General features: G+C 63.2%; 10 protein-coding genes. 2 read left to right on the forward strand and 8 right to left on the reverse strand.

What is annotated here, in order from left to right:
- Nucleotides 1-17 precede the first annotated feature (17 nt).
- From D109_RS0116475 to D109_RS0116490, 4 genes are all read right to left on the reverse strand, one after another.
- Nucleotides 18-2,201, reverse strand: a complete 2,184-nt coding sequence (locus D109_RS0116475) for a xanthine dehydrogenase family protein molybdopterin-binding subunit (protein ID WP_017477847.1) — start codon at nucleotides 2,199-2,201, stop codon at nucleotides 18-20.
- Nucleotides 2,198-3,187: a xanthine dehydrogenase family protein subunit M gene (locus D109_RS0116480; RefSeq protein ID WP_017477848.1), complete on the reverse strand. Its 990-nt coding sequence runs from the start codon at nucleotides 3,185-3,187 to the stop codon at nucleotides 2,198-2,200. Before D109_RS0116480 ends, D109_RS0116475 begins: the two co-directional genes overlap by 4 nt.
- Nucleotides 3,184-3,708 carry a (2Fe-2S)-binding protein gene (locus D109_RS0116485; protein ID WP_017477849.1) on the reverse strand — a complete coding sequence of 175 codons (525 nt, stop codon included), beginning with the start codon at nucleotides 3,706-3,708 and terminating at the stop codon, nucleotides 3,184-3,186. Before D109_RS0116485 ends, D109_RS0116480 begins: the two co-directional genes overlap by 4 nt.
- Before the next feature lie 106 nt (nucleotides 3,709-3,814).
- The gene (locus tag D109_RS0116490) at nucleotides 3,815-4,261 is read right to left on the reverse strand and encodes a DUF4879 domain-containing protein (RefSeq protein WP_017477850.1); all 447 of its coding nucleotides are present in this window, start codon (nucleotides 4,259-4,261) and stop codon (nucleotides 3,815-3,817) included.
- A gap of 200 nt (nucleotides 4,262-4,461) precedes the next feature.
- Here D109_RS0116490 and D109_RS0116495 point away from each other — a divergent pair, with 200 nt between their 5' ends.
- On the forward strand, nucleotides 4,462-5,757 hold the full coding sequence (locus tag D109_RS0116495) for an NCS2 family permease (RefSeq protein ID WP_003215557.1): 1,296 nt from the start codon (nucleotides 4,462-4,464) through the stop codon (nucleotides 5,755-5,757).
- Nucleotides 5,754-6,833, forward strand: coding sequence for a tRNA (uridine(54)-C5)-methyltransferase TrmA (trmA, locus tag D109_RS0116500; RefSeq protein ID WP_017477851.1), 1,080 nt, complete (start codon nucleotides 5,754-5,756; stop codon nucleotides 6,831-6,833). The genes D109_RS0116495 and trmA overlap by 4 nt, the downstream gene beginning before the upstream one ends.
- 163 nt (nucleotides 6,834-6,996) lie before the next feature.
- On the opposite strand, the gene D109_RS0116505 is transcribed toward trmA, so the two are convergent.
- From D109_RS0116505 to D109_RS0116520, 4 genes are all read right to left on the reverse strand, one after another.
- Entirely contained in the window at nucleotides 6,997-8,325 is a 1,329-nt protein-coding gene (locus D109_RS0116505) for a TolC family outer membrane protein (RefSeq protein WP_017477852.1), read from the reverse strand.
- Nucleotides 8,322-9,653, reverse strand: coding sequence for an HlyD family type I secretion periplasmic adaptor subunit (locus D109_RS0116510; protein WP_017477853.1), 1,332 nt, complete (start codon nucleotides 9,651-9,653; stop codon nucleotides 8,322-8,324). The genes D109_RS0116505 and D109_RS0116510 overlap by 4 nt, the downstream gene beginning before the upstream one ends.
- Complete coding sequence (locus tag D109_RS0116515; RefSeq protein WP_017477854.1) at nucleotides 9,650-11,392, reverse strand: type I secretion system permease/ATPase; 1,743 nt, start codon at nucleotides 11,390-11,392, stop codon at nucleotides 9,650-9,652. Before D109_RS0116515 ends, D109_RS0116510 begins: the two co-directional genes overlap by 4 nt.
- Nucleotides 11,393-11,479: 87 nt before the next feature.
- Nucleotides 11,480-12,100: a heme acquisition protein HasA gene (locus tag D109_RS0116520; protein WP_017477855.1), complete on the reverse strand. Its 621-nt coding sequence runs from the start codon at nucleotides 12,098-12,100 to the stop codon at nucleotides 11,480-11,482.
- Nucleotides 12,101-12,144: the final 44 nt, after the last annotated feature.

A 12,144-nucleotide genomic window follows, 5' to 3' on the forward strand; every position in this document is an offset into this window, starting at 1 on the left:
TCCATCCGAAGTCGGCGCTAGAGCACCTTGTCCAACGTGACGGGAAAATCCCGCACCCGCTTGCCGGTGGCGTGATACACCGCGTTGGCCACCGCCGCCGCCACGCCCACGATCCCGATCTCGCCGACGCCCTTGGAACCCAGGGCGTTGACGATTTCGTCGTGTTCTTCGACGAACAGCACGTCAATCTCGCCGATATCCGCGTTTACCGGGATGTGGTATTCAGCCAGGCTGTGGTTCATGTAGCGGCCCAATGCGTGATCAATCTGGGTCTCTTCATGCAACGCCATGCCGATGCCCCAGACCACACCGCCGAGAATCTGGCTGCGGGCCATCTTCGGATTTACCACCCGCCCGGCCGCAATCGCACTGACCACCCGACTGACCTTGATGGTGCCCAGGTCTTCATCCACCCGCACTTCGACAAACACTGCCGAATGCGTGGCTGAAGCATAACTTTCGCGCTTTTTATCGGGCTCGCACTCCACCTGCACCTCCAGCGCCTGTTCGCCACTGTCCTGAACCAATTGCGCCAGGGAAATGCGCTGGTCTCCGGCATGCAACTGACCATTCTCGAACCGCGCCGACTCTGCATCTTTAAAAGCCGGATAAGTCTTGCGCGCAATTTCCAGCAGCTTGGCATTCAACGCCTCACACGCCTGCTGCACCGCGCTGCCCACCGATGACACGGTAAACGAGCCCCCCTGCAGCGGTGCGGTCGGCAGTGATGAATCCCCCAGCAGGAACGTCACGTCACCCACCGGAACACCACTGGCCTGGGCCGCAATCTGGGTCATGACCGTGTAAGTGCCGGTGCCGATATCGGTGGTGGCGCTGCTGACCGTGAGCTTGCCCAAGTGATCGATCCGCGCCTTGGCGCTGGCCTTCATTTGCAGCGCTTCCCACACACCGCCGGCCATGCCCCAGCCGATCAGTTGGCGGCCATCACGCATGCTTCGCGGTTCCGGGTTGCGCTGGCTCCAGCCGAAACGCTCGGCACCTTCGCTGTAACACTCACGCAAGGCTTTGCTGGACCAGGGCTTGTCTTCGTTCTGATTGCGCTCGGCATAGTTGATCAGCCGCAGTTGCACCGGGTCGATGCCCAGGGCGCAGGCCAGTTCGTCCATCGCGCACTCCAGGCCGATCACCCCGAGGGCCGCGCCGGGTGCGCGCATGTCCAACGGCGTGAACACATCCAGTGGCACCAGTTTGTAGGTCAGCAGCACGTTATCGCAGTGATAAAGCATGCCGCTCCACTCCACCACGTGCTCGCTGAAGTCCTCGAAGCGCGAGGTCTGGCCGATGGCGGTGTGGCCCAGTGCGAGCAAGCGACCATTGGCGGCCGCGCCCAGTTGCAGGCGCTGCAAAGTGCGCGGGCGATAGCCGAAGGTGAACATCTGCTGACGCGTGAGGGTGACGCGCACCGAGCGCTTCAAGGCCAGCGATGCCATCACCGCCAGCGGCAACTGGTACTGCGGCCGCAAGCCTGAACCAAAGGCACCACCGACAAACGCGGCGAAGACTCGCACCTGGCTTTTATCCAGGCCGAAAACTTTCTGCACGTAAGCCTGGCAGTTCTGCGGGCCCTGGGTCTTGTCGTGGATATGCAGGGTGCCGTCCGGCTGGTAAAGCACGGTGCTGGCGTGGGGCTCCATCGGGTTGTGGTGTTCGATGGGCGTGCTGTAGTGCAGATCCAGGCTCGTAGCGGCGCCGGTCCATTCGGCCTGGAAGTTGCCGCGCGGCTTGGGCGGTGTTTGCGGCGAAGGGTGCGCCTGGTCCTGCAAGGCCAGCAGGTCGGTCTCGGAAGGTTCGGCTGCGTATTCGATCTCAACCAAAGAGCCGGCGTGACGCGCCAGCTCCAAGTTATCGGCAATCACCAATGCCAACGGCTGGCCGCTATACAGCACGCGGTCGTTGTACAGCGGGCGAAATGGCGAGCCGTCGGCGGCATCGGCATCGGCGTAGCTGTCGTCGTAGCTGGCCAGTTTCGGGCGGTTGAGGTGATCGAGCACCATCACCACGCCCGGCAGCGCCAGGGCTTTGGAAGCGTCAATGCGGATGACCCGGCCCTTGGCGATGTTGCTCGACACCACACTGCCGTGCAGCAGGCCATCTTCGGGAAATTCCCCGGCATATCGCGCTTGCCCGGTTACCTTGAGCAGACCGTCGACCCGGTCCAACGGTTTGCCGATCGCGCTCATGATGTGGCTCCCGCAACAGCGGCATCGCTCAGGGCGCGAATGATCGCGCGGCGTGCCAGTTTGATCTTGAAGCCGTTGTGTTCCAAAGGCTCGGCGTCCTGCAGCAAGGCTTCGGCGGCGCTGCTAAAGGTTTCGCGGCTGACGGACTGGCCGATCAGCGCGGCTTCCACCGCGCGATCACGCCAGGGTTTGTGGGCGACGCCGCCCAGGGCCAGGCGGGCGTCGACGATCACATCGCCTTCCAACGCCAACGCCGCCGCAACCGATACCAAGGCAAACGCATAGGAAGCCCGGTCACGGATTTTCAGGTAGTGGCTGTGAGCAGCCAGGTGGTCGGCAGGCAACTCGATAGCGGTGATCAACTCATCATCGGCCAACTGGTTATCCCGCTGGGGCGCATCCCCCGGCAACCGATGGAAGTCGGCAAACTCGATCACTCGCGCACCGCCCCGGCCCTGCACGTGCACCCGGGCATCCAGCGCGGCCAGGGCCACGCACATGTCCGAAGGATGGGTGGCCACGCACTGATCACTGGCGCCGAGAATCGCGTGGATGCGATTCAAGCCGACCCGCGCCGGGCAACCGCTGCCGGGCTCGCGTTTGTTGCAGGGCACGGCGGCGTCATAGAAGTAATAGCAACGGGTGCGTTGCAACAGGTTGCCGCCGGTGCTGGCCATGTTGCGCAATTGCGGCGAGGCGCCGGCGAGAATGGCTTGGGACAGCAACGGGTAGCGTTGTTCGATCAGTGGGTGCCATGCGAGGTCGGCGTTGCTCACCAGGGCACCGATCATCAGGCCGCCTTCGGTGGTTTCTTCCACATCGCGAAGCGGCAGGCCGGTGATATCGATCAGGTGCTCGGGGCGGCTGATGTTTTCTTTCATCAGGTCCAGCAGGTTGGTACCACCGGCAATAAACCGCGAGGCCGGGCTGACCAGGTGCACCGCCTCCTGCACATCCACTGGTTTGCTGTAATGGAAGGGATTCATTGCTCACCTCCCTGCGCACGGCACGCCGGCAAGGCTTCTTCGATGGCATCGCGGATGTTGTTGTAGGCGCCGCAGCGGCACAGGTTGCCGCTCATCAGTTCCTGGATTTGCGCGGTATCGTGGGCACGGCCTTCACGGGCCAGGCCCACCGCCGAGCAAATCTGCCCCGGTGTGCAGTAGCCGCACTGAAAGGCGTCGTGCTTGATAAAGGCCTTTTGCATCGGGTGCAGGTCTTCGCCCGAGGCCAGGCCTTCGATGGTGGTCAATTCGGCACCGTCGCACATCACCGCCAGGGTCAGGCAGGCGTTCACCCGCTTACCGTTGAGCAAAACGGTGCAGGCGCCGCACTGGCCGTGGTCGCAGCCCTTCTTGGTGCCGGTCAGGTCCAGTTGCTCGCGCAGCAGGTCCAGCAGGGTGGTCCAGGGCAATACATCCATTTGGATGTCCCGCCGATTGAGGGTCATGCGTATCGGATGGCTGACGAACGGCTTGGCCGCCGCGCCGGTGTGGGTCGCGCTCATAAACACCTCACGGATTGGTGTGCAATCGCGGCGTTCAGGAAAGTCGCCGTCTTAGCGGTCCGACTTCCGTGGGTTATGAGCGTTCAAGACAATTGATGGGTGGCGATCAGCGAATGCTGAGGGTGGTGACCAACTGGTTGCGCGGCGGGTTGATCGAGGTGTTGCTGTACTGGAACGTGCCGCCGGCTTCGACATCCAACTGGAACGTATAGATGTAGCCCATCAACGTGCCGGCGCCGCTGCATGCCTGGCTGATGGAACCCACCTGGCAGATGGCAGTGCTGGTGCCGGACACCGGCGCACCATCGAAGAACGCCTGGGAGCTGTTGCCCAGGCCGACTTCCATCACGTACACCAGCGTCTGCCCACGGTGCGTGCACATCTGGGTGCTGGCCGCCCGCTCAGGGATGGTTTCCGTGCAATTGGCCGACTGCACCTTGAACACCCGCACCTCGCTCAACGCCGGTGCAGGCGCGCCCCACGCCGGTGCTGCACCGAGCCACAGGCCGATACAACCGAACAGAGCTAGACTCCAGGCGCTGGCTTTTTTCATGCTGTCGATGACCCTGTAATAAACGTCGGCGCAGTATGCCTCAAGGCCATGATCAAGCCTATGCGCCACTGGCCCTCGGCTGCTGGTATGATGCGCCGCTTTTTCCGATCCTCTCTGGAACCACAGCCGCTTGGCGCAGTTTGTGCTTTGACTTAGAGGTCAACAAATAACGACGCAAAATAGCGTCACAGGGAGCAGGCATGCTGGAAAAGCTGTTTCAACTCAAGGCACACAACACGAATGTGCGCACCGAGATTCTCGCGGGCGTCACCACCTTCCTGGCCATGGCCTACATCCTGTTCGTCAACCCGAGCATCCTCGGCGAGACCGGCATGGACAAGGGCGCGGTCTTTGTCGCGACCTGCCTGGCGGCGGCCATCGGTTCCACCGTGATGGGCCTGATCGCCAACTACCCGATTGCCCTGGCACCGGGCATGGGCCTCAACGCGTTCTTCACCTACACCGTCGTCCTGCACATGGGCCATACCTGGCAAGTGGCGCTGGGTGCGGTGTTCATCTCGGCGGTGCTGTTCTTCCTGCTGTCGATCTTCCGCATCCGTGAATGGATCATCAACAGCATCCCGTTGCCCCTGCGCTCGGCGATTGCGGCGGGTATCGGCCTGTTCCTGGCGTTGATCGCCCTGCACAACGCCGGCATCGTGGTCAGCAACCCGGCCACCATGGTGGGCCTGGGCGACCTGAAACAACCGGCACCGATCCTCGCCACCCTCGGCTTCGCGCTGATCGTTGCGCTGGAAGCCCTGAAAGTACGCGGCGCGGTGTTGATCGGCATTCTGGTGGTGACCATCGCCTCCATCGTGCTGGGCTTTACGCCGTTCGGCGGCGTGATGTCGATGCCACCTTCGCTGGCCCCGACCTTCCTGCAACTGGACATTAAGGGCGCCCTGGACATCGGCCTGGTGAGCGTGATCTTCGCGTTCCTGTTCGTCGACCTGTTCGACAACTCCGGCACCCTGATCGGAGTGGCCAAGCGCGCAGGTCTCATGGGCAAGGACGGCCACATGCCGAAAATGGGCCGTGCGCTGATCGCTGACAGTACGGCGGCCATGGCCGGCTCGCTGCTGGGCACCTCGACCACCACCAGCTACATCGAATCGGCGGCGGGCGTGAGCGCCGGTGGCCGTACCGGTTTGACCGCCGTGGTGGTCGCGATCCTGTTCCTGCTGGCGCTGTTCTTCTCGCCACTGGCGGCCAGCGTTCCGGCCTTCGCCACCGCGCCGGCGCTGCTGTTCGTTGCCGTACTGATGACCTCGGGCCTGGCCGAAATCGACTGGGACGACATCACCGTCGCCGCGCCGGTGGTGATCACCGCCCTGGCGATGCCATTCACTTATTCCATCGCCAACGGCATCGCCTTCGGTTTCATCGCCTGGACCGCCATCAAGCTGCTTTCGGGCCGCTACCGTGAGCTGAACCCGGCGCTGGTGATCCTGTCGATTCTGTTTGTGATCAAGCTGGGCTGGTTCAACGCATGACTTTTGACGCCGCAAGCTACACCGTTCAACTGGAAGAAAAGGTCACGCGCTTGCGTGACCTGCTGGCGCCGTTCGACGCGCCAGAGCCTCAGGTTTTCGACTCGCCGTTGCAGAACTTCCGCCTGCGGGCGGAGTTCCGCCTTTGGCGCGAAGGGGGTCAGCGCCACTACGCGATGTTCTCCCAGGACGACAAGCGCACGCCGATCCTCATCGAAGAGTTCCCGATTGCCAGCCTGCGCATCAACCAGTTGATGCCGCAGCTCAAGGCCGCCTGGCAAGCCAGCGCCGCCCTGAGCCACAAGCTGTTCCAGGTGGAGTTCCTCACCACCCTGGCCGGCGACGCGATGATCACCCTGTGCTATCACCGCCCGCTGGACGAGCATTGGCATACGGCGGCGAACAAGCTGGCGGCGGACCTGAACGTCAGCATCATCGGCCGCTCCAAGGGCAAGCGCGATGTGATCGGCCGCGATTACGTGGTCGAGAAACTCGACGTCGGCGGTCGCACCTTCAGCTATCGCCAGCCCGAAGGCGCATTCACCCAGCCCAACGGCACCGTGAACCAGAAGATGCTCAACTGGGCGTACGAAGCCCTGGGCGATCGCAGTGATGACTTGCTGGAACTGTATTGCGGCAACGGCAACTTCACCCTGCCCCTGGCCACCCGCGTGCGCAAAGTGCTGGCCACCGAAATCAGCAAGACCTCGGTGAATGCGGCCCTGAGCAACCTCGATGAAAACGCGGTGGATAACGTCACCCTGGTGCGCTTGTCTGCTGAAGAACTGACCGAAGCCTTGAACGAAGTGCGGCCGTTCCGACGCCTGCACGGCATCGACCTCAAGAGCTACGAATTTGGCAGCGTGTTCGTCGACCCGCCGCGTGCCGGGATGGACCCGGACACCTGCGAACTGACCCGGCGCTTCGAGAACATCCTGTACATCTCCTGCAACCCGGAGACGCTGGCGGCGAACATCGCGCAACTGCATGACACGCACCGGATTACCCAGTGTGCGTTGTTTGACCAGTTCCCCTGGACGCACCACATGGAATCGGGTGTGCTGCTGACCCGGCGTTAAATTCCCAGGACTGCACAAATCAAAATGTGGGAGCCGTCGAGCCTTAGCGAGGCCGCGATGGCGGTAGGTCAGACAGAAAAATGTCATCAGTCCCGCCGCCATCGCAGCCTCGCCAAGGCTCGACAGCTCCTACAATGGATCGGTGTGTTGGCAAATATCGCCATCATGCCGACGGCTGGAAATACCCCGCCAACGCCCGCAGGTCCTGCTCGTTCAGCAACCCCGCAAAATACTTCAGCTGTATCCGCGCCAGCAGGTACGCATGCCGCGCATCCGCCAGGTCGCGGCGTGCCGTGAACAGTTGCTGCTCGGCATCCAATACATCGAGGTTGACGCGCTCGCCACCGGTCACGCTTTTCTTCGTCGCCGTCACCAGGGCGGTGGCCGAGCTGACTGCCATTTCATACGCCCGCACTTTGGCCGCGCCGCTGGTGTTGAGGTTGAATTGCTTGCGCAGTTCGATCAGCGTCCTGGCGGTTTGCGCGTCCAGTTCATATTGGGCCTGGGACAGTTGATGGGCGGCCTGGCGGGTTGACGCCGACACCGAGCCGCCGGCAAACAGTGGCAAGCTCACCTGGATACCGACGCTGTTGGTGTCGTACTTCTGGTTGTAGCTGCTTTCCGAGTCGGAGCTGGTCTGGCGGCTGCTCGCATACAGGCTGACCTTGGGCATGTGCCCGGCGCGCTTGCGCTCCACTTCGTACTCGGCGGCGTCCAGCGCGTGGTGCTGGGATTTGAGTTCCGGGTTGTTGGCCATCGCCAAGTCGCGCCAGGTTTCGAAGCGATTGGGTTCCAGCGGTGGGATGACGAACTGTTGGGTCAGCGGTGCCAATTCGTCGATCTGCAACGGCTGCCCGACGATCGCCTCCAGCTCGCGTAACGCAGCGTCCTGGGTGTCCAGCGATTCGATCTCTTCGGCCTGGGCCAGGCTCAGGCGCGCCTGGGTTTCCAGCAGGTCGGTGCGGGTGCCCTCGCCGCCCTTGAGCAGCCGCTCATTGAGTTGCAGACGCTCGGCATATGCGCGTTTCTGGGCGCGGCTCAGTTCGATCCGCTCCTGGGCCAACAACGCCTGGCTGTAGGCGCTCAACACCCGCACAGCCAGCTCCTGGCTCTTGCCGCGAAAGCGTTCATCGGCAAACAGCGCCTGCGCCGCGCCCTGGCGATAGCGCGCGTAGGCTTCGTAATCGAGCAGCGGTTGCTGCAAGGTCAGGGTCGACGCATAGCTGCGGTAATCGCGGTCACTGGTGACATTGCCCAGCGCTGTCGACTGGGTGACTTCGGACGCGTTGCGCGAGTTGTTGTAGCTCCAGGACAGGTTCGGCAGCAGTCCGGCGCGACCGATGATGCGGTTTTCCTCGCCGGCCTCGCGTTCCTGCATCGCCGCCTGAAACGTCGGATCGTTGCGTAGCGCCAAGTCATAGGCATCAAGCAATCCCAGCGCCTGGACCGAACCGCTACAGGCACAGCACAGACCCAATAACAGCGCCTTCATTCTTCCACCAACGCCATGTGAGTCCGATCCAGCAAAGGTTTGAACAGGTAGTTGAGCATCGAGCGCTCACCGGTTTTGACGAAGGCTTCCACCGGCATGCCTGGGCGAATCTGCAAGCCCTCGAGCTGGCGCATGCCGGCGGCGCTGACCTGGGCGCGCATGGTGTAGTACGGCTCGTCGGTGCGCTCATCGACCTGGCGGTCGGCCGACACCAGCGTCACTTCACCGGCAATGCGCGGCGTGGTGCTCTGGTTGAAGGCCGAGAACAGCAGTTCCACCGGCAAGCCCGGGTGCACCTTGTCGACCATCTGCACCGGCACCCGCGCTTCCACCAGCAACGGTTCGCCCTGGGGCACGATGTCCATCAACGCCTGGCCGGGCTTGATCACACCGCCTTCGGTGTACACATCCAGCCCAACCACCACGCCGGCCGCCGGCGCGCGCACCAGGCTGTTGGCCAGTTCGAACTCAGCCGAGGCCAGGCGGTTACGCAGGTCGTCGCTGCGGGTACGGGTTTCCGCCAGTTGGCCGCGCAGTTCTTTCTGGAAGTCTTCGCCAAGCTGGCGAATGCGCAGGCGCAGTTCAAGGACTTGCCGTTGCAACTGGCCGATGCGGCCGAAATCCTCGGCAATCGCGCCGTCGAGCTGGGCGTAAAGGCGCTCACTTTCCAGCAGCCGATTGCGCGGGATATAGCCGTCCCGCGCCAGCTCCCGCAGGCTTTGCAGTTGTTCATTCATGGCGGTGCGTTGCAGTACTTTGCTGGCCTGGGAATCCCGGGTGCCACGCAGTTGCGCCTCGGCCCCGGCGATGGTTTCCCGCAGGCCTTGCTGCTCCGTGGCCAGGGCCTGGGCGCGGCTGCTGAACAGTTGCCGTTGCAGGCTCAAGGTGGCGGTGGCCTCCGGATCGTTCAGCAGTTCGGGACCGAAGACGATAGCCGACAAGCCTTCACTCTCGGCACTCAAGCGCGCTTCGCTGGCCTGGGACGCAATAAACTGGCTGCGCAACGACTGCATCTGCCCGCGCAACGGCGTTTCCTTCAAGCGGATCAAAACCTGGCCGGCGCTCACCACCTCGCCATCGCGCACTTCGATCCGCTCGACGATCCCGCCCGCCGGGTGCTGCACCGTCTTGCGGTGCCCCGAGACCATGACTTTTCCGGACACCGCCACGCCCTTGTCCAACGGCGCCAGCGCGGCCCAACCGAGGAACCCGGCAAAACCGCCGAGTACCAGCAGCCAGCCCAGGCGCGCGTATTTTTTTTCGTCCAGCGCCAGTACGTTATTCACTGGCGGCACGCTGTTGTCCGCCACAAGCACAGGTCGGTTCATGCTTTTTTTCCTTCACCGAGGCGGTAGCTCATGCTCATCGTCGACACCGGTTTGGGCGGCGCTGCCGCAGGTTTCTGCGTGGCCTCCAACACCCGAACAGTCGGCCCGAACGCTTGCAGCTGGCCGTCCCGCAGAATCAACAATTGATCGGTCAGGGTCAGCACGTTGGTCTTGTGGGTGATCAACACCAGCGTGCGGCGCTGCGCCTTGAGCGAGGTAATCGCCTGGAGCAAAGCCTGCTCGCCGGCTTCGTCGAGATTGGCGTTGGGCTCGTCCAGTACGATCAGCGCGGGCAGGCCGTACAGCGCCCGCGCCAGTGCGACACGTTGCTTCTGCCCACCGGACAAGCCGGCGCCCCCCTCACCCAGTTGGGTGTCGTAGCCTTGGGGCAGTTGCAGGATCAGTTGATGCACCCCGGCCATTTGCGCGGCGGCCAGGACCTTGTCCGAATCCACCGCGCCGAAACGCGCGATGTTGTCGGCGATGCTGCCGGCGAACAGCTGGATGTCCTGTGGCAGATAACCAATGTGCGGGCCGAGTTGCTGCTTGTCCCATTGCGCCAGGTCCGCGCCGTCCAGCCGCACCTTGCCGGCCATTGGTGCCCAGGCCCCCACCAGCAGGCGCGCCAGCGTCGACTTGCCACAACCGGAGGGCCCGATCACGCCCAGCACTTCACCGGCGGGAAGACTGAACCCGAGGTTGGCCAACGCAGGTCGACGACTGCCCGGCGCACACGCGCTCACCTGCTCCACCGTCAACTGACCGCTGGGCGCGGGCAAGCTCATGCGCTCCGTACGCACCGGGTTGGCCGCCAGCATCACTGACAAACGCTCATAGGCCAGGCGTGCCGAACTCCACTGTTTCCACACGCCGATCAACTGGTCGATGGGGCTCAGTACCCGGCCCATCAGGATCGAACCGGCGATCATCATCCCCGGCGTAATCGCCCCTTGCACCGCCAGCAACGCGCCCAAACCGAGGACCAATGACTGCAACGCCAGGCGCACGCCCTTGGACCAGGCACTGATGGCCGCAGTCTTTTCACTGGCCAGGTTCTGCGCCGCCAGAAACGCCTGGTGCTGGGCAAACCAGCGTGCGCGCAAGGTCGCCAGCATGCCCATGGCTTCGATGGTTTCGGCGTTGCGCAGGTTGGACGTGGCCTGCTGACTGGCGCTGATGGACAGTTGCGTGGCCTGGGCCAACGGCGCCTGGCAGATGTGCTGGTTAACCCAGGCGAAAGCCACCAGGATCACCGCGCCGGCCAGGGCCAGCAGGCCGAGCCAGGGGTGGAACAGGAAGATCACCAGCAGGTACACCGGGAACCACGGCGCATCAAAAAACGCGAACAGCGCCTGGCCGGTGGCGAACTGGCGCAAGGCCGTCAGGTCACTCAACGCCTGCCCCGCCGCCTGGGTGCCGCCTTTCAACTGCGCCTCGAACGCGGCGTCGTACACCCGCTGGTTCAGGCGCATGTCCATCTGCGTGCCGAGGCGGATCACCACCTGGCTGCGCACCCACTCCAGCGAGCCCATCAAGCCGAACAAGCCGAGGATCATCAGCGTCAGCATCAACAGGGTCATCTCGTTGCCGGAGGCCAGCACCCGGTCGTAGACCTGCAACATGTACAGCGCCGGGGCCAGCATCAGCAAGTTGATCACTGCCGAAAACAGGCCAATGTTGAGGAAGCCACTTTTATAGGCCGTGAGAGCGGCCAGGGTTTCGTTGCCGGCATGGCGCATCGGGGAATTCTCATGGAGGAAATCGGGAAACACCGAAAGCCGATGAAGGCGTGATCCTTCATCGGCTTGTTTCATGCAGCCAAGGCGTCAGGCGGCCAGGGCGAAGTCCTGAGGCACGTCCTGCACGCCTACCAGGGCCACGTCGGCCGCCGCGAACGACGTCGAATCCGCATGAGCCACACCCGCTGCGGCCAGTTGGTCGAAGATGGAGTTGACCGACAGGCTTGGGTCGATGTCCTTGAGCAGGGAATCGATCGCCGAGGCGAGTGCCGAACTGTCGCCGCTCATCAGGCCGTAGACGATCTGGTGCACCTGGCCCGCACGGCCTTCGGACTGCAGGCTCTCAAGGCCCAGGTTGGTAAAGCTGACTTCCTGGTTGGCGAGGCTGTAGCTACCGCCGGCAGCGCCGCCCGTCAGGACAGTGCCCAGGTTGAGGGCGTCGAGCGAACCCCACAACGTGTGCGACGGCGGGTTGAACAGGGTGTAGTGCAGGTCGCCGTCAGCGACCACCGCCGCATTGCTGACCGTGCTGGACACGCCATATTGGGTACCGTCGAACGGCCCAGGATTGAAACCACCAGTGTTCGAACCCTCTTTGACCGAGCCTTCACGGTGGTTCAGGTCGCCAAAGTAAGCCGACCAGTCGCTCAGGTACTCGGCAACGGTATTAGCGGCATAGGCCGTGCTGTATGAAATAGAAATGCTCATGCAAAACTCCAAGTCATGGGGTGGTAACTCCGCAGCAAGCCAGT

This window comes from Pseudomonas sp. PAMC 26793, from assembly GCF_000313235.1.
GTDB lineage: Bacteria > Pseudomonadota > Gammaproteobacteria > Pseudomonadales > Pseudomonadaceae > Aquipseudomonas > Aquipseudomonas yamanorum.